Origin of the sequence: Streptomyces sp. NPDC051320, from assembly GCF_040682175.1 — a bacterium.
Taxonomy (GTDB): domain Bacteria; phylum Actinomycetota; class Actinomycetes; order Streptomycetales; family Streptomycetaceae; genus Streptomyces.
Genome location: NZ_JBFBAL010000003.1, coordinates 66,404 through 91,597, shown reverse-complemented (window position 1 = coordinate 91,597; position 25,194 = coordinate 66,404). Strand labels below are relative to the sequence as shown.

General features: G+C 70.0%; 26 protein-coding genes and 1 pseudogene. 18 read left to right on the top strand and 9 right to left on the bottom strand.

Features of this window, described 5'->3' with window-relative positions; all coding sequences use genetic code 11:
• Positions 1–64 precede the first annotated feature (64 nt).
• The gene (locus AB0M87_RS08155; RefSeq protein WP_365851075.1) at positions 65–925 is read right to left on the bottom strand and encodes a chitosanase; all 861 of its coding nucleotides are present in this window, start codon (positions 923–925) and stop codon (positions 65–67) included.
• A 212-nt stretch (positions 926–1,137) separates the two neighbouring features.
• On the opposite strand from AB0M87_RS08155, the gene AB0M87_RS08150 reads away from it, so the two are divergent.
• Positions 1,138–1,821, top strand: coding sequence for an alpha/beta hydrolase (locus tag AB0M87_RS08150; protein ID WP_365851074.1), 684 nt, complete (start codon positions 1,138–1,140; stop codon positions 1,819–1,821).
• Between the two features lie 84 nt (positions 1,822–1,905).
• Here AB0M87_RS08150 and AB0M87_RS08145 read toward each other — a convergent pair whose 3' ends face one another.
• Positions 1,906–2,541 (bottom strand): TIGR03086 family metal-binding protein, encoded by a 636-nt coding sequence (locus AB0M87_RS08145; protein ID WP_365851073.1) that lies wholly within the window; start codon positions 2,539–2,541, stop codon positions 1,906–1,908.
• Positions 2,542–2,728: 187 nt separating this feature from the next.
• Here AB0M87_RS08145 and AB0M87_RS08140 point away from each other — a divergent pair, with 187 nt between their 5' ends.
• The 3 genes from AB0M87_RS08140 to AB0M87_RS08130 all read left to right on the top strand — a co-directional run bounded on the left by AB0M87_RS08140 (position 2,729) and on the right by AB0M87_RS08130 (position 4,384).
• Positions 2,729–3,319: a thioredoxin domain-containing protein gene (locus tag AB0M87_RS08140; RefSeq protein ID WP_365851072.1), complete on the top strand. Its 591-nt coding sequence runs from the start codon at positions 2,729–2,731 to the stop codon at positions 3,317–3,319.
• Positions 3,320–3,419: 100 nt separating this feature from the next.
• On the top strand, positions 3,420–3,797 hold the full coding sequence (locus AB0M87_RS08135) for a hypothetical protein (RefSeq protein ID WP_365851071.1): 378 nt from the start codon (positions 3,420–3,422) through the stop codon (positions 3,795–3,797).
• Between the two features lie 161 nt (positions 3,798–3,958).
• Entirely contained in the window at positions 3,959–4,384 is a 426-nt protein-coding gene (locus tag AB0M87_RS08130) for a hypothetical protein (RefSeq protein ID WP_365851070.1), read from the top strand.
• Here the strand turns inward: AB0M87_RS08130 and aceB are convergent.
• On the bottom strand, positions 4,336–5,955 hold the full coding sequence (gene aceB / locus AB0M87_RS08125) for a malate synthase A (protein WP_365851069.1): 1,620 nt from the start codon (positions 5,953–5,955) through the stop codon (positions 4,336–4,338). The genes AB0M87_RS08130 and aceB overlap by 49 nt on opposite strands.
• 215 nt (positions 5,956–6,170) lie before the next feature.
• A complete protein-coding gene (locus tag AB0M87_RS08120; protein WP_365851464.1) occupies positions 6,171–6,740 on the bottom strand; it encodes a nucleotidyltransferase family protein in 570 nt (189 codons plus the stop codon).
• A gap of 257 nt (positions 6,741–6,997) precedes the next feature.
• Here AB0M87_RS08120 and AB0M87_RS08115 point away from each other — a divergent pair, with 257 nt between their 5' ends.
• Together AB0M87_RS08115 and AB0M87_RS08110 are read left to right on the top strand one after the other, a co-directional pair.
• Positions 6,998–7,309, top strand: a complete 312-nt coding sequence (locus tag AB0M87_RS08115) for a DUF5955 family protein (protein ID WP_365851068.1) — start codon at positions 6,998–7,000, stop codon at positions 7,307–7,309.
• Positions 7,306–7,662, top strand: a complete 357-nt coding sequence (locus AB0M87_RS08110; protein ID WP_365851067.1) for a VOC family protein — start codon at positions 7,306–7,308, stop codon at positions 7,660–7,662. Before AB0M87_RS08115 ends, AB0M87_RS08110 begins: the two co-directional genes overlap by 4 nt.
• Here the strand turns inward: AB0M87_RS08110 and AB0M87_RS08105 are convergent.
• Entirely contained in the window at positions 7,631–8,275 is a 645-nt protein-coding gene (locus tag AB0M87_RS08105; protein ID WP_365851066.1) for a response regulator transcription factor, read from the bottom strand. The two genes, AB0M87_RS08110 and AB0M87_RS08105, sit on opposite strands and share 32 nt — an antisense overlap.
• Positions 8,272–9,456 carry a sensor histidine kinase gene (locus AB0M87_RS08100; RefSeq protein ID WP_365851065.1) on the bottom strand — a complete coding sequence of 395 codons (1,185 nt, stop codon included), beginning with the start codon at positions 9,454–9,456 and terminating at the stop codon, positions 8,272–8,274. The genes AB0M87_RS08105 and AB0M87_RS08100 overlap by 4 nt, the downstream gene beginning before the upstream one ends.
• Positions 9,457–9,590: 134 nt before the next feature.
• On the opposite strand from AB0M87_RS08100, the gene AB0M87_RS08095 reads away from it, so the two are divergent.
• Both AB0M87_RS08095 and AB0M87_RS08090 read left to right on the top strand, forming a co-directional pair.
• On the top strand, positions 9,591–10,631 hold the full coding sequence (locus AB0M87_RS08095) for an FtsX-like permease family protein (RefSeq protein ID WP_365851064.1): 1,041 nt from the start codon (positions 9,591–9,593) through the stop codon (positions 10,629–10,631).
• A complete protein-coding gene (locus tag AB0M87_RS08090; protein ID WP_365851063.1) occupies positions 10,628–11,320 on the top strand; it encodes an ABC transporter ATP-binding protein in 693 nt (230 codons plus the stop codon). The genes AB0M87_RS08095 and AB0M87_RS08090 overlap by 4 nt, the downstream gene beginning before the upstream one ends.
• A gap of 42 nt (positions 11,321–11,362) precedes the next feature.
• On the opposite strand, the gene AB0M87_RS08085 is transcribed toward AB0M87_RS08090, so the two are convergent.
• Positions 11,363–12,166 carry an IclR family transcriptional regulator gene (locus AB0M87_RS08085; RefSeq protein ID WP_365851062.1) on the bottom strand — a complete coding sequence of 268 codons (804 nt, stop codon included), beginning with the start codon at positions 12,164–12,166 and terminating at the stop codon, positions 11,363–11,365.
• A 335-nt stretch (positions 12,167–12,501) separates the two neighbouring features.
• Between AB0M87_RS08085 and allB the strand changes: the two genes are divergently transcribed.
• Positions 12,502–13,839 carry an allantoinase AllB gene (allB, locus tag AB0M87_RS08080; protein ID WP_365851061.1) on the top strand — a complete coding sequence of 446 codons (1,338 nt, stop codon included), beginning with the start codon at positions 12,502–12,504 and terminating at the stop codon, positions 13,837–13,839.
• Between the two features lie 152 nt (positions 13,840–13,991).
• Here the strand turns inward: allB and AB0M87_RS08075 are convergent.
• Positions 13,992–14,671, bottom strand: a pseudogene (locus tag AB0M87_RS08075) (SDR family oxidoreductase).
• Positions 14,672–14,785: 114 nt separating this feature from the next.
• Between AB0M87_RS08075 and AB0M87_RS08070 the strand changes: the two are divergent.
• The 5 genes from AB0M87_RS08070 (at position 14,786) to AB0M87_RS08050 (ending at position 19,880) form a co-directional block, all read left to right on the top strand.
• Positions 14,786–15,610 (top strand): AIM24 family protein, encoded by an 825-nt coding sequence (locus AB0M87_RS08070; RefSeq protein ID WP_365851060.1) that lies wholly within the window; start codon positions 14,786–14,788, stop codon positions 15,608–15,610.
• Positions 15,611–15,749: 139 nt separating this feature from the next.
• Positions 15,750–16,688, top strand: a complete 939-nt coding sequence (locus AB0M87_RS08065; protein WP_365851059.1) for a DMT family transporter — start codon at positions 15,750–15,752, stop codon at positions 16,686–16,688.
• 117 nt (positions 16,689–16,805) lie between these two features.
• Positions 16,806–18,020, top strand: a complete 1,215-nt coding sequence (locus AB0M87_RS08060; protein ID WP_365851058.1) for a histidine kinase — start codon at positions 16,806–16,808, stop codon at positions 18,018–18,020.
• Positions 18,017–18,691: a response regulator transcription factor gene (locus tag AB0M87_RS08055; protein ID WP_365851057.1), complete on the top strand. Its 675-nt coding sequence runs from the start codon at positions 18,017–18,019 to the stop codon at positions 18,689–18,691. The genes AB0M87_RS08060 and AB0M87_RS08055 overlap by 4 nt, the downstream gene beginning before the upstream one ends.
• Positions 18,692–18,695: 4 nt before the next feature.
• Positions 18,696–19,880 carry a cytochrome P450 gene (locus AB0M87_RS08050; protein ID WP_365851056.1) on the top strand — a complete coding sequence of 395 codons (1,185 nt, stop codon included), beginning with the start codon at positions 18,696–18,698 and terminating at the stop codon, positions 19,878–19,880.
• Positions 19,881–19,905: 25 nt separating this feature from the next.
• Here the strand turns inward: AB0M87_RS08050 and AB0M87_RS08045 are convergent, their stop codons facing one another.
• Positions 19,906–20,910, bottom strand: a complete 1,005-nt coding sequence (locus AB0M87_RS08045) for a Gfo/Idh/MocA family oxidoreductase (RefSeq protein WP_365851055.1) — start codon at positions 20,908–20,910, stop codon at positions 19,906–19,908.
• 224 nt (positions 20,911–21,134) lie between these two features.
• On the opposite strand from AB0M87_RS08045, the gene AB0M87_RS08040 reads away from it, so the two are divergent.
• The 4 genes from AB0M87_RS08040 to AB0M87_RS08025 all read left to right on the top strand — a co-directional run bounded on the left by AB0M87_RS08040 (position 21,135) and on the right by AB0M87_RS08025 (position 25,183).
• Positions 21,135–22,127 (top strand): sugar ABC transporter substrate-binding protein, encoded by a 993-nt coding sequence (locus tag AB0M87_RS08040; RefSeq protein WP_365851054.1) that lies wholly within the window; start codon positions 21,135–21,137, stop codon positions 22,125–22,127.
• Positions 22,128–22,278: 151 nt separating this feature from the next.
• Positions 22,279–23,283: a sugar ABC transporter substrate-binding protein gene (locus AB0M87_RS08035; RefSeq protein ID WP_365851053.1), complete on the top strand. Its 1,005-nt coding sequence runs from the start codon at positions 22,279–22,281 to the stop codon at positions 23,281–23,283.
• Complete coding sequence (locus AB0M87_RS08030; RefSeq protein WP_365851052.1) at positions 23,280–24,317, top strand: ABC transporter permease; 1,038 nt, start codon at positions 23,280–23,282, stop codon at positions 24,315–24,317. The genes AB0M87_RS08035 and AB0M87_RS08030 overlap by 4 nt, the downstream gene beginning before the upstream one ends.
• Complete coding sequence (locus AB0M87_RS08025; protein WP_365851051.1) at positions 24,314–25,183, top strand: ATP-binding cassette domain-containing protein; 870 nt, start codon at positions 24,314–24,316, stop codon at positions 25,181–25,183. The genes AB0M87_RS08030 and AB0M87_RS08025 overlap by 4 nt, the downstream gene beginning before the upstream one ends.
• Positions 25,184–25,194 lie beyond the last annotated feature (11 nt).

Genomic DNA, 25,194 nt, shown 5'->3' with positions numbered 1-25,194 from the left:
GTGACATGACAGGTACGGCGCGTACCGCACCGCTGGTGCCGTACGCGCCGTACCGTTTTGCCGGTCAGCCGATGTGGTACGGGTCGCCGTAGACCTTCCAGTCCAGCGGCGGGTTCAGATTCAGGTTCTTCTTGTTGAGGAAGACGCGCTGCTCGGTGTCCACCCGGGTGGTGTCACTGTGCGCCTCCTCCTGCTTCATCGCCCAGACGCGCGCGTCCAGGAAGGCGTTGAGGTACTTCACCTCGTCACCGCCCCGCGCCGGCGGCTCGGCCTTCGCCAGGGCCCGCTTGCGTATCGCGCCGAAGCTGGTGCTGTCGTCGCCGTCACCATGCATGACGATGGCGTCGTAGTACGCGAACTGGCCGAGCACGCCGACGCCGTCCTTCTTGCCCTGCGACACCGCCGGGTCGAAGTACACCCGGTCGCGTTCGTCGTTCTGCGCGGACTGGAAGGCCGGGTCCTTCGCCGCGGACTTCCAGGCGCTCACGAAGCCCGAGCCGAGGCCGGAGTGCGAGTCGGTGCCGTTCACCCTGCGCAGCGCGGGAAGATACCCGGCGAGCGGATTGTCGGACACCCGGTCGGTGTACAGCTGCACCAGATCCAGCATGTCTCCGGTGCCGGAGCAGAAACCGATGATGCCGGCGGTGTAGCCGCGGCCGTCGCCGATGTCCTCGATGTACTTGTACTGCCCCTTCCAGTCCAGCGAGGAGTTCTCCGCGCTGGAGACCAGCTCCATGGCTATTTCCTTCTTCGCCGGATTGTCGAGACCGGTCGCTTCGGCGGCCATCCGATGCTGAGTCGTTGCGTGCTCCGGGAAGTCGGCCGCGTACGCGGTGACGGGCAGGGCCACCAAGGCTAGCCCGAGTGCGGTGCGCGTGATGATCCTCTTGCGGCGTGCCGTGGTGTTGCGGTGGGGGACGTTCACCAGACCTCCAAGGGGAATTCCTCGTGCAAGTGTTCTGTTAGGAAGCTTTCCTATCAGCTGCACTTGAGGCCGTACACCCCTGGGGAGAAAGGAGTTGAGCGAGTTCTGTCCGGGGGAGATCGATCCTGACCGATCTCGGAGCGGTCGGCGACCGGAACCGGCGTGGAATGCGGCGGCGGAGAGGGCCGCGTGGGCGCGGTAGCGTCTGCGGTATGGACGATCACTCTGTAGTCGATGTCGGTGACGTGCGGCTGGCCTACCGGACCTGGGGCGACCCGTTCGGAGCACCGGTCGTGCTGCTGCACGGCCTCGGCGGCTCCTCGGCGACCTGGGAGGAGACCGGGCAGACGCTCGGCGAGGAATGGCGGGTCCACGCCATCGACCTGCGCGGACACGGAGAGAGCGACTGGCCGGACGAGTACTCGTTCGAGCTGATGCGGGACGACGTGTTCGGCTTTCTCAACGAACTCGACCTGGACCGGGTCGGCATCGTGGGGCATTCCATGGGCGGCGTCGTCGCCTATCTGCTCGCCCAGGAGCATCCGGAGCGGGTCGAGCGTCTCGTCCTGGAGGAGACCCCGCCGCCGTTCCCCCGCGAGCCGGCGGAGTTGGTGCCTCCCGACGGTCCGATCGACTACGACTGGAACGTGGTGCCCGCCATCAAGGGGCAGGTGTGGGCGCCGGACCCGGAGTGGGCCGAGCGCCTGGGGGAGATCGTCGCCCCGACGCTGCTGGTGACCGGCGGCCCCGACAGCTCCATGCCGCAGGACCGGATTCCCGACATGGTCGCGCGGATTCCGGACTCCCGGATGACCACCATTCCGGTCGGGCATAACGTCCACGCGCTGGAGCCGGGGCAGTTCTCCGCCGTGGTCACCGAGTTCTTCACGAGCTGACGGACACCCGGATGGGTGATCCGACCGGGCTCCCGCCCTGCTGCCCCCGGGATGAACGCACCGGGAGCACGCCCCGCCCGCTCGTTACGGTGTCCACCGCGGGTCGCGGCCACTGAGCCCGATCACCCGGTCCAGGAACGGTGCATCATCCGGCACATCGACCGGCGGACCGAAGATGGCGCCCCGCCCCGGAGCGTCCGCGGGCTCCAGCAGGCCGTACGACACCCCCAGGCTCGCCGGGTCGGCGGCATAGCCCTGCCCGGTGGACCGGGCCAGGTCCCAGCCGTGGATGACCAGTTCGTTGATCCCCACCCGGCCGGCGACTCCTCCGGGCAGGGTCACGCCGCCCACCCGGGTGACGCCCTCCCACGCTTCCGGGGCGCGCCAGGCGGCGACCAGCTCGTCCAGTTGCCGGGGGAGCACGGTGCGCCAGTCGGGGGTCAGCTCGGGCCGTGCCGAGTCCGGGGCCGTATCGGTGTTCGGGCCGGAGCTCTTCCCCGCCGCGTCGCGGAAGGCGGCGGTCAGGCCCACGAGGTGGGCGATCAGTTCCTGCACCGCATAGTCCGGACAGGGCGTGGGGTCCTTGAGCTGCTGGTCGCCGATGCCGTCGAGCAGCTCGGCGACATGGCGGGCGGCCGACTCGAAGTCGGGCAGCGAGGCGGCGGCGTCCGGGGACGTTTGCGTATCAAGGTTTTCGGTGTCCGTGTTCTCTGTGTCCATGTCCTGGAGACCCGAGCCGTGCCGAGAACTCATCGGTCGGGTGGAGAACCCGGCCGATTCCCCGGCCGGCCGACTGGTTCACAAGGGCATCGAACACTGCCCCGCGTTCTGTCCGCCTCCGGCCGGGCCGACCTATTCAGAAAGCTCTCCCGTTGCGGGATCCTTCCGCGCTCCGCAACCTGAGAACATGATTCCGGCGAACACCACGGGCCCCGGCAACACGATCGTCCAGTACGGGGACCCGGGCCCCGCGCACGTACTGAGCGTCTACGCCGACCTGCGCTGCCCCTACTGCAAGCGCATGGAGAACGGCCTCGGAGCGGTCATGGAGCAGGCCGCCGACGCGGGCCGTTTCACCATCGAGTACCAGTTCGCCGCCCTCATCGACGACGGAGTCGGCGGCACCGGCTCCCTCGAGGCGCTGGCCGCGCTGGGAGCAGCGGCCGACGAGGGACAGAAACCGTTCATGCGCTACCTGCACGAGCTGTACGCCGAACAGCCCGATGAGAGCGACGACGCGTTCGCCGACCGGGACCGTCTCCTCGCGCTCTCCGGCGAGGTCGAGGCGCTACACACCGAGGGCTTCCGGAAGAAGGTCCGGGACGGCGCCTACCTGCCCTGGGCGCAGCGGGTCGCCGCCGCCTTCGAGACCAGCACCGTCCCCGGCACGCCGACCGTGCTCATCGACGTGACTCCCATTCCGGTCATCAGCCCGGCGGGCTACTCGATCACGACGGAGGCCTTCCTCGCGCAGCTGCCCGACCAGCCCCGCTCTTGAGCTTCGGCGCGCCGCCGTTCGTCCTCCCACCGGTGGGCCATTCGACCGGTTCCCGGCGTCGGGGCACATAGGGGCGCCCACACGGGGGTACCGGCTGCGGGTGACGATTCAGCATCCCGTCCAGCGCGGCGGCGACCGACGCGGGCTTTTCGAGAGACTGGCCGAGAACGCGTCGAACTTCACCAGTTCACCGGCGTTCCTGGTGGTGTGCTTGCTGCTGGTCGGCAACTTCGTGGCCATACACGTGGTGAAACCGTCGGTGGAACTGGAACTGCTCGCCGCGGGTGCCATGACGTGCGTGACACTGCTGCTGCTGGCGCTGCTGAAGAACTCCGAGCTGCGCGCCGAGCACGCCATCCAGCGCAAACTCGACGCGATCGCAGCGGCGTTGCTGGAGGACTACGAGAGCAGGAACGGCAAGGGCGGCAAGGCTGTGGAAGATCTGCGCAAGGCCATCCGCCTGGAGGACCAGGTCTGAGCGGACTCCGGACGGCACGCTGTAGCGTGCGGCCATGTCTCTCCTGAGCTACGAACGCCAGTGCGCGGAGATCGTCGAGCAACCGAGCTGCTGAGTTCCTGCATCTCGGGTGGGGACCTGACGGTGCCCGTTCCGCCTGTCCGGGCTGGAACGTCGGGCAGTTGCTGCGGTATCGCGGCGGCGGTCAGCGCTGGGCCGATGAGGTGGTACGGACCCGGGCGGCGCAGCCGCCGGCCGACGACCACTTCCGCGACCTCTCCGCATACACCCGAGAGGACCCCGCCATAATCGGCCCCTGGCTGCGCGAAGGCGGCGGTCGCGGTACGGGGTCTGCTGACCGAGCTGCTGCTGCTGATCCACACGAGGCGGCCGGCCCCCGGCAAGGACATCGAGATCCTGGGCGATGCGCGGCTGCTCGACTTCTGGCTGGAGCGGGTCGGCTTCGGGTGACCGGCCCCTCCTGCACCGGGCAGATCTTTCGGCCGGCTGCCCCGGTGCTGTACGGCACCGGGGCGCAGCGAAGGCGCAGGGCGCGGGGTCAGCCCCGCAACTGCTCATACGCCGGCAGCGTCAGGAAGTCCGCGTAGTCCTGGTCGAGCGAGACCTGCAGCAGCAAGTCGTGGGCCTGCTGCCACTTGCCGGCCGCGAAGGCCTCGTCGCCGATCTCGGTGCGGATCGCGGTGAGTTCGTCGGCGGCGACCTTGCGGGCCAGGTCGGCCGTGGCGCGTTCGCCGTTGTCGAAGACCACGTCGGCGTTGATCCACTGCCAGATCTGCGAACGGGAGATCTCGGCCGTGGCGGCGTCCTCCATCAGGTTGAAGATGGCGACCGCGCCCATGCCGCGCAGCCAGGCCTCGATGTAACGCAGGCCGACCTGAACGGCGTTGACCAGGCCGTCGTACGTCGGCCTGGCGTCCAGCGAGTCGATGGCGATCAGGTCGCCGGGCGCGACCGACACGTCCTCGCGCAGCCGTTCCTTCTGGTTGGGCCGGTCGCCGAGCACCGCGTCGAACGAGGCCATCGCGATCGGCACCAGGTCGGGGTGGGCGACCCAGGAGCCGTCGAAACCGTCACCGGCCTCGCGGTCCTTGTCGGCCTTGACCTTCTCGAAGGCCACCTTGTTGACCTCGGCGTCGCGGCGGGACGGGATGAAGGCCGCCATGCCGCCGATGGCGTGCGCTCCGCGCTTGTGGCACGTACGCACCAGCAGTTCGGTGTACGCACGCATGAACGGGGCCGTCATCGTCACGAGGTTGCGGTCCGGGAGGACGAACTTGGCGCCGCCGTCACGGAAGTTCTTGACGATGGAGAAGAGGTAGTCCCAGCGGCCCGCGTTCAGCCCGGAGGCATGGTCGCGCAGCTCGTAGAGGATCTCCTCCATCTCGTAGGCGGCGGTGATCGTCTCGATCAGAACGGTTGCGCGGACGGTGCCCTGCGGGATGCCGACGTAGTCCTGCGCGAAGACGAAGATGTCGTTCCAGAGGCGCGCCTCCAGGTGGGACTCGGTCTTCGGGAGGTAGAAGTACGGGCCCTTTCCGAGGTCGATGAGGCGCTTGGCGTTGTGGAAGAAGTAGAGCCCGAAGTCGACCAGGGCGCCGGGGACCGGGCGGCCGTCCAGCTGGAGGTGTCGCTCGTCGAGGTGCCAGCCGCGCGGGCGCATCACGACGGTCGCCAGCTCGTCCGCCGGGTTCAGGGCGTACGACTTGCCGGACTTCGGGTCGGTGAAGTCGATCCTGCGCTCGTAGGCGTCGGTGAGGCTGAGCTGGCCGAGGACAACGTTCTCCCACGTCGGGGCGGACGCGTCCTCGAAGTCGGCGAGCCAGACCTTGGCACCCGAATTGAGCGCGTTGATGGTCATCTTGCGGTCCGTCGGACCGGTGATCTCCACGCGCCGGTCGTTGAGCGCGGCCGGGGCCGGCGCGACCTTCCAGCTGTCGTCCTCGCGGACGCTCGCGGTCTCCGGGAGGAAACCGAGTGATGAGGTGCGGGCGATCTCGGCGCGGCGCTCACCGCGGCGGACGAGCAGCTCGTCACGGCGGGGTGTGAACAGCCGGTGCAGCTCGGACACAAAGGCGAGGGCCTCATCGGTGAGGACCTCCTCCTGCCGGGGCAGGGGCTCGGCGACGATGGCCAGCGGGGCCGGCGCTGGTGCGGACATGAGCTGTCACTCCTTCAGCGGGTGGTGCCTGACGGCCGCCGGGCTGTCGCCCATGGCACTCGGTGCCAGGGGGGCCGAGATGCGGTCGCGCGCGCCATATAGGTACATGGCGCTTCTGACGTGTGGATACTAGTTTCCTCATGGTGGAAGTTCAACGGTCTGTTGACATCGAGATTCTCCGCATCGACAGAAGTTGTCGCTGAGTGCCAGGGCGGTCACTCCAAGTGGATCAGGTCTTCGACGGTGTCGATGTCGTAAGCCTGGGAAACATCGGAACACTCCACGAGCGTGATCGCCTCCTCATGCGCCCCGAGATAGGCGCGCGCCCCGCGATCCCCCACCGCGGTCGCCGCGACATCCGCCCAGCGGTCCGCGCCGAAGAGGACCGGGTGCCCCCGCTTCCCGCCGTACGAGGCCGCCGCGAGGCTCGACGACGAGCGGTACGCGCCCCGCACCCGGGCCACCGCCTGTGCGCCGATGCCCGGCTGATCCACCAGCAGAACGAGTGCTGCCTCCGCGCCGGACCCGGCAAGGGAGGTCAGCCCGGCCCGCAGTGACGAGCCCATACCCTCGGCCCACGCCGGGTTCTCCGTCAGTACGCAGCCGGCCAGATCCGCCCGCTGCCTCACCTCAGCCGCGGCGGCGCCCAGTACCACATGGACCGGCCCGCATCCGCCGTCCCGCAACACCCGTACCGCGTGTTCGACCAGCGGGCGGCCGCGGTGTTCGAGCAGCGCCTTCGGCCGCCCGCCCAGCCGTCGTCCGCCACCCGCGGCGAGCAGCAGCCCCGCCACCGCCGGCGCTCCGGGGGACGCCGGACGTGGTAGCGGTTCTTCCGGTTCCGGTTCCCTCACTGAATGGTTCATCAGGCCTGGATACCGCACGGACACCGGTTCTTCGGTATGAATTCCGTCTGTGGAGTGGCGGGAACGGTGCGTAGTGGCGTTAACTGGCGGCGACCCGTGGTGTCCGTCCGGCGCCGGACAGTGGCTGAACCGCGGTGAAAAAGACACCAGCACAGCGTTGTGCGAGGGGGAGAGCTTTGTTGCGAAGCGTGGGGCAGAGGCGTGTGACCGGCAGCAGCGAGGATCCGCGGGTGGCGGAGCTGCGCTTATCGGTCTCCCGGCTCCGCCGTGAACTGGCTGCCCACCCGGGCGAGTTCTCCGACCGCGCGGTCGCCGAGGACGAACTGGCTTCGCTGGACGCGATGGCCCTGAGCGGTGTCCCCGAGATCCTGCGGCTGCGCCGCTCGTTGCTGCTGGTCGCGGGGGCGATCGGCTCGGTGAGCGCCCTGGCGGCAGCCCTGTCGGAGGTACGGAACGCCGTCGAACTGTTCGGAGTGCCGCACCGATGACCGTGCGCCGCGTGGTGCCCGACCTGACGACGGAGGCGATGGCGGAGAGCCGGGACTTCTACGGCCTCATCGGGCTTCGGGAGGTCATGAACCAGGGGTGGGTGATGACCCTGGCCTCACCCACCAACCCCACCGCTCAGCTCACCTTCATGACCCATGACGAGACCGCGGACGTGCGGCCCGACCTGTCCATCGAGGTGGACGATGTCGACGCGGTCCACGCAGCCGTGCTGGCCAGTGGCGCGCAGATCGTGCATCCCTTGCAGGACGAGGCGTGGGGCGTGCGCCGGTTTTTCGCACGGGATCCCAACGGCAAGGTGGTCAATGTAGTGAGCCACCGCCGCGACGGATGAGACGGCGTGCGGAGGCGACCGCTACCGCCGAGGTGCGCGAATCGACCCCCAGCTTGGCGTAGATGTGCACCAGGTGGGACTTCACCGTCGCCTGGCTGAGGAAGAGTTCTTTGCTGATCTGCTGGTTGGACAGGCCGTCCGCGACGAGTCGCAGAACTTCCAGTTCCCTCCGGGTGAGGGACTCCGCGGGGGTGCGCATCCGGTCCATCAGGCGGTGGGCGACCGCCGGCGCCAGGGCCGACCGGCCGGCCGCGGCGGCCCGCACCGCTGCTGCCAGTTCCTCCGGGGGCGCGTCCTTCAGCAGGTAGCCCCCGGCGCCCGCTTCCACCGCGGCCAAAATGTCCGCGTCCGTGTCGTACGTCGTGAGGACGATCACCCGGGGAGCACCTTCGACCGCGGTGATGGCGGCGGTGGCCTCGGAGCCGTGCATGCCGGGTCCGAACTGCAGATCCATCAGTACGACGTCGAAACGCTCCGATGCGGCCAGTTCCACCGCGCGCTCGGCGGTGGCCGCCTCCGCGACGACCTCGAAGTCGGGCTCGGTGTCGAGCACTGCCCGCAGGCCCGCCCGGACCACCGGGTGGTCGTCGGCGAGCAGGAGCCGGATGGTCATACCGACATCCCCGGGGCAGGCGGCAGCGGCAGGGTGACCGCTACCGCGGTGCCCTGGCCCGGTGCGGACTCCACGGTGAGGGCGCCGCCGAGCGACTCGGCGCGCGAGCGCATCGCCGGCAGACCGAAACCACCGTCGTCGTCGGCCGTGGCGCGCAGGGGATCGAAGCCGGCGCCGTCGTCGACGACGTCCAGCGCGACCGCACTCCCCAGGAAGCTCAGGGTGATCTCGGCCCGGGCCGCTTCGGCATGCCGCAGGGTGTTCGCCAGCGCCGACTGCGCGATACGCAACAGCGCCACCTCGTACGGCGTCGGCAGCGCGACGGGAGTGCCGCTGGTCGAGAACCTGACCCGCGGACCGGGTCCCCCGGAGCAGAGCCGCTCCAGCGCGGCGGCGAGCGAACCGTGCTGCAGCGCGGGCGGCGACAGTTCTCGTACGAACCGGCGGGCCTCGGCGAGATTGTCCTGGGCCGCCTGCCGGGCTTGTTCGACATGGGCGGCGGCGGGGGCGCCGGCCGGCAGCGTGCGCTGAGCGGCGCGCAGCAGCAGCTGGATGGAGGAGAGGCCCTGCGCGAGCGTGTCGTGGATCTCTCCGGCCAGCCGTTCCCGCTCGGCGAGCGTGCCCGCGGCGCGCTCCGCGCCGGCCAGCTCGGCGCGGGTGGCGATCAGTTCGTCGATGAGCCGGCGGCGGCTTTCGCTCTCCCGGTAGAGCACCTGATAGCCGAGGACGGTGGCCACGGCGACCGCCGCACCCAGCAGCGGACCGATGAAAGCGCCGGGATTCAGTGGTTCCCCATGGCGCAGGTACGACAGGATCGCCGCGCCGGCGGTGGCGGCCACGGCAGGCAGGGACCAGCGGACCGGCAGCAGATGCAACTGCAGGAAGTACAGCGGGAAGGCGGCCCAGAGGCCGTCGGGTGACAGGACGAGCAGGACCAGCCAGGCCGCGCAGAGCACGCCGAGCCAGAGAGCGGCCGCTCCACGCGAGGTCCGTACGGACGGCCACAGTGCGCCCAGGGCGTAGATCGCACCCGTCACCGCCGTCGCCGCGACCACCGCCGGGGCGTTCGTCGCGTCCCCGGTGAGCGCCCGAACCGCGGCGAGCGCCAGCAGTCCGGCCATCAGCAGATGCAGACAGAGCCGCGGCACGAGCAGCGCAGGGGTCATCGCACGGGGATCCATGATCCTGCCAGGGTAGGCGGACCGTCCTGGATCGCCCTCAATCGAAAGTTTGATTGCGGGCTCCGCCTTTTGATCCGGCGGAAGCCATCCGTGGCGCGATGCCGCCGCGCTCCGTGGCCAGCAGGGTTGGGCTCATGTTCGTCGCATGGAGAGATCTGAGATTCGCCCGGGGCAGATTCGCCCTGATGGGCACCGTGATCGTGCTCATCACCCTGCTCGTCGGACTGCTGTCCGGCCTGACCGCCGGGTTGGCCAGGGACAACACCTCGGCCGTCACGGGGTTGTCCGCCGACCACCTGGCCTTCGCGGCGCCACCCTCCGGGCAGTCGGCTTCCTTCACCGGCTCGCAGCTGCCGAGCGGCGCCGCCCGTATCTGGGCGGCGCGGCCGGGGGTGCGGAGCGCGCAGCCGGTCGCCATCGACACCCGGAACGCGGCGGCGGGCAGCCGTACCGCGGCCGTATCGGAGTTCGCGGTACGCCCGAATTCCGGTCTGGCGCCGGTGGCGGTCGACAGCGGCAGTGTGGTGCTGTCCGCGGGCGCGGCGAAGAGTCTGGGCGCGGCGGCCGGCGAGACCATCGAGGTGGCCGGAAAGCGGCTGAAGGTCACCGCGGTCGCCGGGCACGACTCGTACAGCCACACGCCTGTCGTCTGGAGCGCACTCCCGGCTGATGCCGAGGTGACGGTGGTGGCGCTCACCACCGACGGGGCTGACCTGGCGGCGGGCGACCGCGCGGCCGGCACCCGGACGCTCACTCTGGCCGGCTCACTGAGCGCGCTGCCCTCCTACCAGGCGGAGAACGGCTCGCTGCAGCTGATGCGCGGTTTCCTCTTCGTCATCTCGGCCCTGGTGATAGGGGCGTTCTTCACAGTCTGGACGATCCAGCGCAGCGGGGACATCGCCGTACTGAAGGCACTCGGTGCCTCGACCCCGTATCTGCTGCGCGACGCGCTCGGGCAGGCGGTACTGATGCTGCTGGCCGGGACTCTGCTGGGCACGGCTCTCGCTGCCGGGGCCGGTGCGGTCGTCCCCGCCGATGTGCCCTTCGTACTCGATCCGCGCACCACGCTGATCCCCGCCGCGGTGATAGTCGCCCTCGGCGTGCTCGGCGCGGCCCTCTCCATCCGGCGGATCACCGCCGTCGACCCCCTCACCGCGCTCGGGAGCGCCCGATGACTCTGACACTGCACGAGGTGACGCTGACCTACCCCGACGGCGAGGGGCGGGTGACCGCGCTGGACTCGGTGCGGCTCGACGTACCGGCCGGCTCGCTGACCGCCGTGGTCGGGCCTTCGGGGTCCGGCAAGTCGAGTCTGCTGGCGGTGGCGGCGACCCTGGTGACGCCGCAGCACGGCCAGGTGCTCGTCGACGGCGTGGATACGGCTTCGCTGAGCCGGGCCGAGAAAGCGGCGCTGCGGCGCGAGCGCGTCGGGATCGTCTTCCAGCAGCCCAATCTGCTGCCCGCGCTGACGGCGGCGGAGCAGTTGCAGGTGATGGCGCACCTGTCGGGGCGGCCGCCGGCCCGGACCCGCGACCGGGCACGGGAGCTGCTGGCCGCGGTGGGCCTGACCGAGCAGGCGGACCGCCGCCCGCACCAGCTGTCCGGAGGTCAGCGCCAGCGGGTGAACATCGCCCGGGCCCTGATGAACGAGCCCTCGGTCCTGCTGGTCGACGAGCCGACCAGCGCCCTCGACCACGAGCGGGGCGCCGGGGTGCTCGATCTGCTCGTCACGCTGACCAGGCAGCGGGGCACCGCGACGGTGCTGGTCACCCACGACCGTACGCATCTGGACCGGATGGACCGCACGGCGTCGATGGCCGACGGGCGGCTCACCGTGCCGGTTGCCGAAGAGGTGACCCGCTGACTCACCCGCACCGCCGTGCCGCCGCCGGCCCCGGCTGTCTGCTCAGCCGTTCTGGGGGCCGGCGCTGGCGAGCGTCGCGGAGAGTTCCTGGGCGATGCCCTGAAGGATCGGCACGATCTTCTCCGTGGCCTCCTCGGTCACCCGGCCGGCCGGGCCCGAGATGGAGATCGCCGCAGCGGTGGGGGAGTTGGGGACCGAAACCGCCAGGCACCTGACCCCTATCTCCTGCTCGTTGTCGTCGACCGCGTATCCCGCGCGGCGAACCGCGTCGAGCGCCTCCAGGAAGACCTCGGGTGTGGTGATCGTCTTGTCGGTGGCGGCCGGCATCCCGGTCCTGGCGAGCAGCGCCCTCACCTCGGCGGGCGGGGTGTACGCGAGCAGCGCCTTGCCGACTCCGGTGGAGTGCGGGAGCACCCGTCGTCCCACTTCGGTGAACATCCGCATCGAGTGCTTGGAGGGCACCTGGGCGACATACACGATCTCGTCGCCGTCGAGCAGCGCCATGTTCGCGGTCTCGCCGGTCTCCTCGACCAGGCGGGTCAGGTAGGGGCGGGCCCAGGTGCCGAGCAGGCGGGCCGATGACTCGCCGAGCCGGATCAGACGCGGACCCAGTGCGTACCGACGGTTGGGCTGCTGGCGTACGTAACCGCAGGCCACCAGGGTGCGCATCAATCGGTGGATCGTGGGCAACGGCAGGCCGCTGCTGGACGAGAGCTCACTCAGGCCGACCTCGCCCCCCGCGTCGGCCATCCGCTCCAGCATGTCGAAGGCGCGCTCCAGGGACTGCACGCCACCGCTCGGAGCGGCGGGCTTGGAGTCGGCTGCGCTGGTGTGGGACTGCGGCACGGCGGCGGTCCTTTCGAGGCGGGCAGGGCGAGGCGTCAGCTTACCGGGAGGTACTCCGTGGCACCCCGGCGGCGAGGTCGATGTTCTGGCCGGTCAGGCATGCTTTGTCCGGGTAGGCGGCCAGAACGTGAGCACTCCGCTGCCGTTGGCGGCACAGAACCTACGTTCCGGACATTGAAATTCTACTTCCACTTTGTGGAAACCTCCAGATGTCCGGACGGAGTTCCGCCGCGGTTCGGGGACCCCTTGACGGCTCGCGGCTCGAAGTGAAGACTTCTTCAACAGAACGTTGAATTTCGCAGGGTTGAATTTCGCAAAGAGGAAGCGGGGCTCGGGTGTCCGACACCGAACTGGTACTGCGCTCGACACGCGTCGTCACCCCGGAGGGGACGCGCGCCGCGTCGGTCACCGTCACCGGCGGCACGATCACGGCGGTACTGCCCCATGACGCCGCGGTGCCGGCCGGAGCGAGCCTGCACGACTTCGGTGACGACGTGCTGCTCCCCGGCCTGGTCGACACCCACGTCCATGTGAACGACCCCGGTCGTACCGAGTGGGAGGGGTTCTGGACCGCCACCCGCGCGGCGGCCGCCGGCGGGATCACCACGCTCGTGGACATGCCGCTCAACTCGCTGCCGCCGACCACCACGGTGGACGGTCTGCGCACCAAGCAGGAAGTGGCGCGCAGCAAGGCGCACGTCGACGTCGGTTTCTGGGGCGGCGCGCTGCCCGACAACGTCAGGGATCTGCGTCCGCTGCACGACGCCGGAGTCTTCGGCTTCAAGTGTTTCCTCTCACCCTCGGGCGTGGAGGAGTTCCCCGAGCTGAACCGGGAACAGCTGTCCGCCGCGATGACCGAGATCGCCGGGTTCGGCGGTCTGCTGATCGTGCACGCCGAGGACCCGCACGAGCTGGATGTGGCCCCGCATCTGAGCGGTCCCAAGTACGCGGACTACCTCGCCACCCGGCCGCGTGTCTCCGAGAACGCCGCGATCGAAGGACTGATCGCGGTCGCCGGACGGATCGGCGCCCGTGTTCACATTTTGCATCTGTCCTCGTCCGACGCCCTGCCGCTGGTCGCCGCGGCGAAGGCGGCCGGCGTCCGGCTGACCGCCGAGACCTGCCCCCACTACCTCACCCTCACCGCCGAGGAAGTCCCGGACGGCGCCAGCGAATTCAAGTGCTGCCCGCCGATCAGGGAGGCCGCCAACCAGGATCTGCTCTGGGATGCGCTCGCCGACGGCACCATCGACTGCATCGTCACGGACCACTCGCCGTCCACCGCCGACCTCAAGACCCCCGACTTCGCCACCGCCTGGGGCGGCATCTCCTCGCTGCAGCTCAGCCTGCCCGCGATCTGGACCGAGGCGCGCCGGCGCGGACGGTCACTGGAGGACGTGGTGCGCTGGATGTCCACCGCCCCGGCCGATCTGGTGGGGCTGGCTCGGAAGGGCGCCATCGTGCCGGGCCGCGACGCGGACTTCGCGGTACTGGCGCCCGACGAGACCTTCACTGTGGACCCGGCCGCCCTGCATCACCGCAACCAGGTCACCGCCTACGCCGGGAAGACCTTGCACGGTGTCGTCAGGTCGACCTGGCTCCGAGGCGTACGGATCGCCTCGGACGGCACGCTCGCCGACCCCACGGGCCGCCTGCTCGAACGAACGAACTGACCACTGGCCGGCGGGAAGGAGGCGGGCCCTCCCGCGGACCCGCCTCCGACCGGACACGGACCGTCGCTTCCTGCCGGCGCCTCGGCCACCGGCACCCGTGTCCGGGGGGACGTGTACCCGCCCGGCGGGCTTTTCCGCCTGCGGATATCGGCTCACGGTGCGCTGTCGGCCGCCGTATCCGGCGGTCCGGGACCGTTACACGCCGCGTGCCCCCCGTCCACCACCAGCGCTGCCCCGGTGACGTAAGCCGCCTCCTCACTCGCCGGATACGCCACCAGCGAGGCGACTTCGTCCCGGCTCCCGAAGCGGCCCAGCGCCGTGCCCGCCCGCGGCGGCTCCGCGTACGGTCCGTCCGCCGGGTTCATGTCCGTGTCGATCGGACCGGGGCGCACCGCGGTTCCGGCCGCCGGGGCGCAGCGAGACCGCCGCCGACCGGGCTCCGAGGAAGACTTCCCGCACGTTGACCGCGAGTGTGCGATCGAGATCGTCGGCCGAGAGGTCACCGATCGGGGCGAGTACACCGATCCCCGCGTTGCTCACCAGGATGTCCAGACCGCCGAACGCGTCGGCGGCCCTGCTGACCGCGGTCGCCGCGTCCGCCCGCAGGCCCAGTGCTTGTCGGCCGGTCGATTCGATCTCTGCGACGACCTTGTGGGGCCGCGGCCTCGTCCCGGGCGTAGGTGATCGCGACGTCGGCCCCTTCCCGGGCCGGCCGCAGCGCGATGGCCGCCCCGATCCCCCTGCTGCCCCCCGTGACCAGTGCGGCCCTGGTCCGTGCCGTCCCGGTCCGCGCGGTCCCGACCGCAGCCGTGCTGCCGTCCAGCGAAGACATGTGGTAACCCTTCATCAGTAGTGTTCGCGCCTCGGTGTTCGCGTCCCAGCAAAGCGGCGGCCGCCGCCCGGCACCGGCGGGAAACGGACCCCGAGATCGTCAGGAGAACCGGCTGTGACGCTGCAGCAAGAGATCGTCGGCAACGCCATGCAGATGGCAGTGGTCAGCCTTCAGCCCGGCCAGACCGTCTACTGCGAGGCCGGGAAGTTCCTCTTCAAGACCGCGAACGTGACCATGGAGACCCGCCTCTCCGGGCCCGGCGGCGGAGGCGGACAGCCGCAGGGCGGGCAGCCGGGGCAGGCCGGTGGAATGGGCGGCCTGCTCAGGCAGGCCATGGGCACCGCCATGCAGGTCGGCCAGCGGGCACTGGCCGGTGAGTCGCTCGCCTTCCAGTACTTCACCTGCTCCGGCGGTGAGGGCACGGTCGGCTTCGCGGGGGTGCTGCCCGGCGAGATGCGGGCGCTGGAGCTGACCGGTAACCGGGCGTGGTTCGCCGAGAAGGACGCCTTCGTCGCAGCCGAGTCCACCGTCGACTTCGGAATCGCCTGGCAGGGCGGCCGCACGGGCCGCAGCGGCGGTGAGGGTTTCATCCTGGAGAAGTTCACCGGCCACGGCACGGTGATCATCTGCGGTGCGGGCAACTTCATCGACCTCAACCCCGCCGACTTCGGCGGCCGGATCGAGGTCGACACCGGCTGCATCGTCGCCTTCGAGGAAGGCATCGAATACGGAGTGCAGCGGATCGGCGGCCTGAACCGCCAGGGCATGATGAACGCCGTCTTCGGCGGCGAGGGTCTGTCCCTGGCCACGCTGGAGGGCAACGGACGGGTGATCCTGCAGTCGCTCACCATCGAGGGCCTGGCCAACGCACTGAAGAAGGCCCAGGGTGGCGACAAGCAGGGACCGACCGGCGGACTGTTCTCGACGAACGCCGGATAGACGCGGCCCTCCGACCGGAGGCACCTGCCTCTGCCCCGAGCGCCTGCGGCCGTGGCGTCCGGGCCCTTCGGGCGGTTACGGTGATCAGCCCTGTGCGAGCCGACGGAGTCTCCACCCACCACGGACATGGGAGCTCCCGTTGGCGTCGATCGCCGTGCCCGTCCCCGCCCTCGCCCCGCGCCGTACCTGGCTGACCGATCTGCCGGTCCTGCTGGTGGCCGGGGTGTGGGGCGCGAGTTATCTCGCGGCCAAGGACATCACCACCCCGGGAACGGTGGTGGCCGTACTGGCGCTGCGGTTCGCGATCGTACTGCCGGTTCTCGCCGTGGCCGGGCAGCGCAGGCTCCGGGGGCTGACCGCGGCCCAGTGGCGCGGAGCGGGGGCCCTGGGGGTGGTGCTCAGCGGGATCTTCCTGCTGGAGACGTACGGGATCGTGCACACCTCGGCCACCAACGCCGGGCTCATCATCAGCCTCACCATGATCTTCACACCGCTCGCCGAGGCGGTGATGACCAGGACCGCGCCGCGCCGTGGCTTCCTGGCGGCCGCCGGGCTCTCCGTTCTCGGGGTGATGCTGCTGACCCAGGGCGGTGGGTTCACCGCTCCCTCCGCCGGCGACCTGCTGATGCTGCTGGCGGCCCTCGCCCGGACCGTGCACGTCCTGGCGATGTCGCGGATCAGGGCGATCCGCGGAGCCGACTCGCTGTCGCTGACCACCGTCCAGCTGGGATCAGCCGTAGCGGTGTTCGCCGTCCTGGCAGCGGTGCCCGGCACCGGCGCGGCCCCCTGGACCGTGGCGGCCGGCTTTGGCCTCCGCGCGTGGGCGGGACTGCTCTTCCTGTCGGTCTTCTGCACGCTCTTCGCCTTCGTCGTGCAGATGTGGGCGGTCCGCCGGACCTCGCCGTCGCGGCTCAGTCTGCTCCTGGGCACCGAGCCGCTCTGGGCGGCAGCGGTCGGTATCGCGATCGGCGGTGAACACCTCGGTGCCGTCGGCCTGTGCGGCGGACTGCTGGTGCTGGCGGGGACCACCTGGGGTCGCCGCTCGGCGGACCGGGGGGCGGCTGCAGTGGGGAGCTGAGGTCGCGGGCCGGGCAGTGCCGGCCCGGCCGGCCGAAAGTCTGCGGCTGTCCGACTTTGGTCTCTGCTCCGGCCGCCGTGACCGCGGCGGGCCGCCGCGCTGCGTAACTTTGTCGATATGACGCGTTCCGAGTACCCCTGGTTGCTGCCGTCGGCCCTCGCCGACCCCGAGCTGCCGGCCGAGGGGAGCCGGCCGCGCCGCACGCTGCGCGACTGGGTCGTGGACGTCGCAGCGTTTCTGATCGCGGTGGTCATCGCCGTGCTGACGCTCGACGCGCTCACGTCCGGGTCCCGCGAGAGCTCCCTCGAGCTGGCCGCAGACGTGGCCGCGGGCGGTCTCGCCTGCTGCGCGCTGTGGTTCCGCAGGCGCCGGCCGGTGGATCTCGCGGTAGCCCTCGTCGTGGTCAGCACCTTCGCTCCGCTCGCCTCCGGGGCGCTGCTGGTGGCGCTGTTCAGCCTGGCCGTGCACCGCCCGTTCAAACCGGTCGCCGTCGTCGGTGCCGCCGCGGTGGGCAGTGGGGTGGTGCAGCCCTGGCTGCGCCCCGATCCGTCCACCTCCTGGATGAGCTCGGTGCTCTTCGGGACGGTGCTCGTGCTGCTGGTGATCGCCTGGGGGATGGTCGTACGCTCCCGCCGGCAGATCGTCGTGGTGCTGCGGGAGCGTGCGCACCGCGCCGAGGCCGAGGCCGAGCTGCGGGCCGAGCAGGCGCAGCGGCTCGCCCGCGAGGCCATCGCCCGGGAGATGCACGACGTACTGGCCCACCGGCTCACCCTGCTGAGCGTCCATGCGGGTGCTCTGGAGTTCCGCCCCGACGCACCGGTGCCCGAGGTGGCGCGGGCCGCCGGGGTCATCAGGGACAGTGCCCACGAGGCGCTGCAGGATCTGCGCGAGATCATCGGGGTGCTTCGGACACCCGGCGAGGGCGAGGAGAACCGCCCGCAGCCCACCCTCGTCACCCTGGAGGAGCTGGTCGCCGAGTCCCGGCAGGCCGGCATGAAGGTCACTCTGGTCAACCGGGTCGCCGATCCGGAAGCGGTGCCCGCGGCCACCGGCCGTACCGCCTACCGGATCGCTCAGGAGGCGCTGACCAACGCCCGTAAGCACGCGCCGGGAGCCGAGGTCACCGTCACGCTGGGCGGGAGACCGGGGGAGGGAATCGCCGTCGAGGTGCACAACCCGCGCCCGACGGGAGACGTACCGAAGGTACCCGGATCCGGCCAGGGACTGATCGGTCTGACCGAGCGGGCCACCCTGGCAGGCGGACGGCTCGAGCACGGGGCGAGCGGAGACGGCGGATTCCGGGTGGAAGCCTGGCTACCGTGGCCCGCATGACCATCAGGCTGCTCATCGTCGACGACGACCCACTCGTACGTGCCGGACTCGCCCTGATGCTCGGCGGCGCGGACGACATCGAGATCGTGGGCGAGGCCGCGGACGGTTCCGAGGTGGCCGCGTCGGCGGCGGCCGGGCACGCCGATGTGGTGCTGATGGACATCAGGATGCCCGGCGTGGACGGTCTGACCGCGACCGAACGGCTGAGGGCCGTGCCCGGCGCCCCGGAGGTCATCGTCCTCACCACCTTCCACGCCGACGAGCAGGTGGTGCGGGCGCTGCGCGCCGGGGCCGCCGGCTTCGTACTCAAGGACACCCCGCCCGCCGATATCGTCACCGCCGTGCGCAGAGTGGCGGCCGGCGACCCGGTGCTCTCGCCGGCCGTCACCCGGCAGCTGATGAGCCGGGTGGCCGGCGCGGCGCCCGACGACCGGGCTGCCCGCGCACGGGCCCGGCTGGCTCAACTGGCCGAGCGGGAACGGGAAGTGGCGGTCGCCGTCGGACGCGGCGGCTCCAACGCGAGGATCGGGGCGGAGCTGTACATGAGCGTGCCCACGGTCAAGGCACATGTCTCACGCATCCTGGCTCGCCTCGGGCTCAACAACCGTGTCCAGATCGCGCTGCTGGTGCATGACGCCGGGTTCCTCGACGGGGATGGCGACGTAGGCTGACCGGATGACGGAGATTGACCTGCGGGATCATGCCGAGGACTTCAATTCCCATCCCTATCAGTACTACGAGAAGATGCGCGCCGCGGGACCGGTGCACCGCATCCGTACCGCCGAGGCCGACGGCGTGTGGCTGATCGTGGGATACGACGAGGCCAGAGCCGCGCTCGCGGACGACCGGCTCGGCAAGGACCCGCGCATCACCGGCAACTGGCAGGACGAGTCACCGGGTCTTTTCTCCAACATGCTGGACACCGATCCGCCGCACCACACCAGGCTGCGCAAACTCGTGGCCAGGGAATTCACCGCACGCCGCGTCGAAGCGCTGCGCCCGCGGGTGCAGCAGATCACCGACGACTACGTGAGCGCGATGCTCGAAGCACCGGACCACCGGGCCGATCTGGTGGACGCGCTCGCCTTTCCGCTGCCCATGACGGTCATCTGCGAACTGCTGGGCGTGCCCGACCTTGACCGGGCGCGATTCCGGCTGTGGTCGAACGAAATGGTGGCTCCGACCGGCCCCGAGCAGGAGAACGCCGCGGTCATGGCGATGAGTGAGTACCTCGTCGAACTCATCGAGGACAAACGCTGCGCCGGGCCCGGCGACGACCTGATGAGCGCGCTGATCCGGACCCGCCACGAGGACGGCGATCAGCTGTCGTCGAGTGAACTCGTCGGCATGGCTTTCCTGTTGCTGGTCGCCGGGCACGAGACCACGGTCAATCTGATCTCCAACGGCATGCGGGCCCTGCTCTCGCACCCGGAGCAACTCGCGGCGCTGCGCGCCGACATGGGTCTGCTCGACGGCGCAGTGGAAGAAATGCTGCGATACGAAGGGCCGGTGCAGACCGCCACCTACCGGCATACCCGGGAGGCGATCACGATCGGCGACACCGAGATCCCGGCCGGGCAGGCCGTGCTGGTCTCCCTGTCGTCGGCCGACCGGGACCGGGGCCGCTACCCGGACGCCGACCGGTTCGACATCCGCCGCCGCGCGCAGGGACATCTCGCGTTCGGGCACGGCATCCACTTCTGTCTCGGCGCCCCGCTCGCCCGGATAGAGGGCCGCACAGCGGTCCGTACCCTTCTCGAACGCTGCCCGGAGCTGGGGCTCGACCGGCAGGGCAGCGGGTACGACTGGATTCCCGGACTGCTGATCCGGGGGGTGCGCAAGCTTCCGGTGCGCTGGTAGCGGCGGCCGACCGGCCCGCGGCGGCTCAGCCCGCGGGCAGTTCGTCCAGTCCGACCGGACGGTGCTCGCGGCGCGACAGCTCGCAGGCCTCGGCGATCCGCAGCGCCTGCAGCGCCTCCCAGCCGTCACACGGATTGTCCAGCTCGCCCCTCGCGACCCGCAGGAACGCGTCCAGCTCGGCCTCGTAGGCCGGCGCGAACCGCTCGAGGAATCCGGGCCACGGCTCGTCGGCGGGCGGCGGGCCCTGCGGCTCGGTCGAGGTGATCGGGGTGCGGTCGTCGAGGCCGACCGAGATCTGGTCGAGCTCACCCGCCAGTTCCAGCCGTACGTCGTAGCCCGCGCCGTTGCAGCGGGTGGCCGTGGCGGTGGCGAGCGTCCCGTCGTCCAGGGTCAGCACCGCGGCGGCCGTGTCGATGTCGCCCGCCTCGCGGAACATCGCGGGCCCGGTGTCGGACCCGGTCGCGTACACCTCCACCACCTCGCGCCCCGTCACCCAGCGCACCATGTCGAAGTCGTGCACCAGGCAGTCCCGGTAGAGCCCGCCGGAGAGCGGCAGGTATGCGGCGGGCGGCGGCGCCGGGTCGGAGGTGATCGCCCGCAGGGTGTGCAGCCGGCCCAGGGCACCGGAGCGTACGAGTTCACGGGCCGTGGTGTACCCCGCGTCGAAGCGGCGCATGAAGCCGAGCTGCAGAATGCTGCCGGCTGTCCCGACCTCGTGCAGGGCGGCCAGCGTGCGCGGCAGGTCCAGGGCGATCGGCTTCTCGCAGAAGACCGGTAGCCCGGCGCGCGCGGCCCGGCCGATCAGATCGGCGTGGGAGGCCGTCGCCGAGGCGATGACCACGGCGTCCACCCCCCAGGTGAAGACCTCGTCCACCGAAGGCGCCGCGGTGGCGCCGATCCGCTGGGCCACTTCGGTAGCCCGTGGGCCCTCGGTGTCGGCGACCACCAGTGCGCCCACATCACGGTGATCACTGAGCACGCCCGCGTGGAAGGAGCCGATACGCCCCGTCCCGATCAGTCCGATACGCATGGCCCCCAAAGTGGTCGCAGGGCCACCCGCTGTCAAGTCTTTGTCATGACAAACGGCCCGCAGCAACGCCTCCCGGCGTGTCCGAACTCGTGGCCGGCCCTGCCCTGAGCCTTCACAGTCCACGAGGTTCGTAAGAATGTTCGGACAAACTCTTGACGAGGCATCGTGCTCGCCGTTAGAACTCCCTTGCCGCAACCGGGCGGCCGGGAGGAAGGCGGACCCCCATGCGTACGACGCGTACAGCAGCAGTGCTCCTCGCCGCACTCGCGCTCGCCGTCGCCGGCTGCAGCACATCGGGCGGCAAGAAGTCCGAGGACAAGCCGGCCGGCCCGGGCAGCGGCAAGGGCGTCACGACGCCGCGGCTCAAGATCGCCATGGTGTCGCACTCGGGGCAGGGCGACACCTTCTGGGACATCGTGCAGAGCGGGGCGAAACAGGCGGCGGCCAAGGACAACGTCCAGTTCCTGTACTCCGCCGGCGAGCAGGGCAACGAGCAGGCGCAGCTCGTTCAGGCCGCCATCGACCAGAAGGTCGACGGGATCGTGGTGACCCTGGCCAAGCCCGACGCGGTGAAGGCCGTGGTGAAGAAGGCCGTCAGGGCCGGCATCCCGGTCGTCACCATCAACTCCGGTGGCCAGTACAGCAAGGAGGTCGGCGCCCTCGGGCATATCGGCCAGGATGAATCGGTGGCCGGCGAGGCGGTCGGTGAACAGTTGAACGCACGGGGCAGGAAAAAGGCCGTCTGCGTCATCCACGAACAGGGCAACGTCTCGCTCGAGGACCGCTGCGCGGGCGTGAAGAAGACCTTCAAGGGCACGGTCGAGAACCTCAACGTCGACGGCACCAACACCCCCGCGACCACCTCGTCGATCGAGGCCAAACTGCAGGCGGGCCAGGACATCGACGCGGTGGTCACGCTCGGTGCGCCCATCGCCGACGCCGCGGTCAAGGCCAAGAAGGACGCCGGCAGCAAGGCGGAGATCGACACCTTCGACCTCAACGCCGCAGTGGTGAAGAGTCTCAAGGCCAAGGACGTCGGATTCGCGGTGGACCAGCAGCCGTATCTCCAGGGGTACCTCGCGGTCGACGAACTCTGGCTCTACAAGACCAACCTGAACGTGCTGGGCGGCGGAAAGCCGGTCCTCACCGGCCCGGCGATCGTCACCGGGAAGGACGTGCCGGCCCTCGAGAAGTACACCGCACGCGGTACCCGATGAGTGACCGCCGATCAGCCGTGACCCATACTTGGGCCGCCGGGCCGGGCCGGGACGTCTCCCGGCCGCACCGGCAGGTACGCACAGACGTACCGCACGGCGAGAAGTACAGGCACGGCAAGAAGTGCACGTTCAGCAAGAAGGGCACCACCTCGTGGCAAGGGTACGAAGCTGGGTCAGTGGGGCGCTGGCGGCTGTGGTCGGGCTGTCCCTGGCGGGATGCAGCAGCACCGGCGGCAAGCGGGCCGAGGAGCGGGCGTCCCGGGCGGCCGCCGTCGGTAAGGCGGCCGTGAACACACCCCGGTGGAAGTTCGCCATGGTGACCCACTCGGGCGACGGCGACACCTTCTGGGACATCGTGCAGAAGGGCTCCCAGCAGGCAGCCGACAAGGACAACATCACATTCCTCTACTCGCACAGCGAGGAGGGGCAGCAGCAGGCCCAACTGGTGCAGACCGCGATCGACCAGAAGGTCGACGGACTGATCGTCACCCTCGCCAAGCCCGACTCCATGAAGGCCGTCGTGGCGAAGGCCGAGAAGGCCGGCATTCCGGTGATCACGGTGAACTCGGGATCCGCGGAGTCCAAGAAGTTCGGTGCGCTCAGCCACATCGGCCAGGACGAGACCATCGCCGGCGAGGCGGTCGGCAACGAGCTGAACAAGCGCGGCCGCAAGAAGGCCCTCTGTGTCCTGCATGAGCAGGGCAATGTCGGCCACGAGCAGCGCTGTGCGGGCGCCAAGAAGACCTTCCACGGAGCGATGCAGAACATCTACGTGGACGGCACCAACATGCCCGACGTGCAGTCGTCCATCGAGGCGAAGCTGCAGGCCGACCATTCCATCGACTCCGTGGTCACCCTAGGCGCACCCTTCGCCGACGCGGCGGTCCAGGCGAAGGACACCGCGGGCAGCAAGGCGGAAGTCGACACCTTCGACCTCAACGCCAAGGTCGCCGCCGCCCTGCAGAAGGGCACGCTCGGCTTCGCCGTCGACCAGCAGCCGTATCTCCAGGGCTATGAGGCCGTCGACCTGCTCTGGCTCTACAGGTACAACCGCAACGTCCTCGGTGGCGGGCTGCCGGTGCTCACCGGTCCGCAGGTCATCACCAAACAGGACGCAAGCGCCCTGGCCGCCTACACCCAGCGGGGGACCCGATGACCGCGACCCTGGAAGTGCCGGACGAACGGCTGCTGCGGCCCTCGCTGCTGCGCAGGCTGCTAGGCCGCCCGGAGCTCGGCTCGGTCGTCGGCGCCGTCGCGGTCTTCGTCTTCTTCTCGATCGTCGCGAGCAGCTTCCTGCGCCCCTCCAGCCTCTCCACCGTCCTCTATGCGGCATCGACCATCGGGATCATGGCGGTGCCGGTGGCGCTGCTGATGATCGGTGGCGAATTCGATCTGTCGGCCGGTGTGCTGGTGACCAGCTCGGCGCTGATCTCCTCGATGTTCAGCTACCAGATGACGGCGAACGTCTGGGTCGGTGTCCTGGTCTCGCTGCTGGTCACGCTGGCCATCGGGGCGTTCAACGGCTTCATGCTGACGCGTACCAAACTGCCCAGCTTCATCATCACGCTGGGCACCTTCCTGATGCTGACCGGTCTCAACCTCGGCTTCACCAAGCTGATCAGCGGCACCGTCTCCACCAAGTCGATCGGCGACATGGAGGGATTCTCGTCGGCCAGGAAGCTCTTCGCCTCGCAGCTCTCCATCGGTGACGTCGACCTGAAGGTCACCATCCTGTGGTGGCTCGTGCTCGTCGCGGTGGCCACCTGGATCCTGTTGCGCACCCGCGCGGGCAACTGGATCTTCGCGGTCGGCGGCAACGACGACGCGGCCCGCGCGGTCGGTGTCCCGGTCGTGAAGACCAGGATCGGCCTCTACATGGGCGTGGCCTTCGGTGCCTGGATCTCCGGCCAGCATCTGCTGTTCAGCTACGACGTCGTGCAGTCGGGTGAGGGTGTCGGCAACGAACTGATCTACATCATCGCTGCGGTCATCGGCGGCTGTCTCATCACCGGCGGCTACGGCTCGGCGATCGGCTCCGCGGTCGGAGCCTTCATCTTCGGCATGACCAGCAAGGGCATCGTGTACGCGGAGTGGAACCCGGACTGGTTCAAGTTCTTCCTGGGAGCGATGCTGCTGCTGGCCGCGCTGCTCAACGCCTGGGTACGCAAGCGAGCGGAGGCATCGCGATGACCGAGCAGCCCACCGACGAAACGAAGCCGGCGGCCGTCGGTCAGCGGTCCGCGCCGCTGGTCGAGCTCGACGGCGTCAGCAAGTTCTACGGCAACGTCAAGGCACTCGAAGACGTCTCGCTGGTCGTGCGCGCGGGGGAGATCTCCTGTGTCCTCGGGGACAACGGCGCCGGCAAGTCGACCCTCATCAAGATCATCTCAGGGCTGCACCGGCACGACGCCGGGCGCTTCCTCATCGAGGGCGAGGAGAGCTCCCTCAGCAAACCGAGGGAAGCCCTGGACCGGGGTATCGCCACGGTCTACCAGGACCTCGCCGTGGTCCCGCTGATGCCGGTCTGGCGCAACTTCTTCCTCGGCTCCGAGCCGACGAAGGGGGCCGGCCCCGTCAAGCGCCTCGACGCCCGCACGATGCGTGAGACGACCCGCGCCGAACTGCTCCGGATGGGCATCGACCTGCGCGACGTCGACCAGCCGATCGGCACGTTGTCCGGCGGCGAGCGGCAGTGCGTGGCGATCGCCCGCGCCGTGTACTTCGGCGCGAAGGTGCTGGTGCTCGACGAGCCCACCGCCGCGCTCGGGGTCAAGCAGTCCGGCGTGGTCCTGAAATACGTCGCGGCCGCCCGTGACGCAGGCCTCGGCGTGGTCCTCATCACCCATAACCCGCACCACGCCTACCTGGTCGGTGACCGCTTCGTCCTGCTGAAGCGCGGCAGCATGTTCGGCAGCCACACCAAGGACGACATCACGCTGGACGAGCTCACCCGGCAGATGGCCGGCGGCAGCGAACTGGAGGAGCTCAGCCACGAACTCCAGCGCGCCCCGTCACCCGCGCGTCCGGGCGGGCACCCCGCCGGGGACGCCTCGTGACGGCAGGGGTG

What these genes read in the sequence shown, in the direction of transcription:
- AB0M87_RS08150 (WP_365851074.1), top strand. Translation starts at nt 1,138, where the DNA reads ATGGACGATCACTCTGTAGTCGATGTCGGTGACGTGCGGCTGGCCTAC.
- AB0M87_RS08145 (WP_365851073.1), bottom strand. Translation starts at nt 2,541, where the DNA reads ATGGACACAGAGAACACGGACACCGAAAACCTTGATACGCAAACGTCC.
- AB0M87_RS08140 (WP_365851072.1), top strand. Translation starts at nt 2,729, where the DNA reads ATGATTCCGGCGAACACCACGGGCCCCGGCAACACGATCGTCCAGTAC.
- aceB (WP_365851069.1), bottom strand. Translation starts at nt 5,955, where the DNA reads ATGTCCGCACCAGCGCCGGCCCCGCTGGCCATCGTCGCCGAGCCCCTG.
- AB0M87_RS08110 (WP_365851067.1), top strand. Translation starts at nt 7,306, where the DNA reads ATGACCGTGCGCCGCGTGGTGCCCGACCTGACGACGGAGGCGATGGCG.
- AB0M87_RS08105 (WP_365851066.1), bottom strand. Translation starts at nt 8,275, where the DNA reads ATGACCATCCGGCTCCTGCTCGCCGACGACCACCCGGTGGTCCGGGCG.
- AB0M87_RS08100 (WP_365851065.1), bottom strand. Translation starts at nt 9,456, where the DNA reads ATGGATCCCCGTGCGATGACCCCTGCGCTGCTCGTGCCGCGGCTCTGT.
- AB0M87_RS08095 (WP_365851064.1), top strand. Translation starts at nt 9,591, where the DNA reads ATGTTCGTCGCATGGAGAGATCTGAGATTCGCCCGGGGCAGATTCGCC.
- AB0M87_RS08090 (WP_365851063.1), top strand. Translation starts at nt 10,628, where the DNA reads ATGACTCTGACACTGCACGAGGTGACGCTGACCTACCCCGACGGCGAG.
- AB0M87_RS08060 (WP_365851058.1), top strand. Translation starts at nt 16,806, where the DNA reads ATGACGCGTTCCGAGTACCCCTGGTTGCTGCCGTCGGCCCTCGCCGAC.
- AB0M87_RS08055 (WP_365851057.1), top strand. Translation starts at nt 18,017, where the DNA reads ATGACCATCAGGCTGCTCATCGTCGACGACGACCCACTCGTACGTGCC.
- AB0M87_RS08050 (WP_365851056.1), top strand. Translation starts at nt 18,696, where the DNA reads ATGACGGAGATTGACCTGCGGGATCATGCCGAGGACTTCAATTCCCAT.
- AB0M87_RS08045 (WP_365851055.1), bottom strand. Translation starts at nt 20,910, where the DNA reads ATGCGTATCGGACTGATCGGGACGGGGCGTATCGGCTCCTTCCACGCG.
- AB0M87_RS08040 (WP_365851054.1), top strand. Translation starts at nt 21,135, where the DNA reads ATGCGTACGACGCGTACAGCAGCAGTGCTCCTCGCCGCACTCGCGCTC.
- AB0M87_RS08030 (WP_365851052.1), top strand. Translation starts at nt 23,280, where the DNA reads ATGACCGCGACCCTGGAAGTGCCGGACGAACGGCTGCTGCGGCCCTCG.
- AB0M87_RS08025 (WP_365851051.1), top strand. Translation starts at nt 24,314, where the DNA reads ATGACCGAGCAGCCCACCGACGAAACGAAGCCGGCGGCCGTCGGTCAG.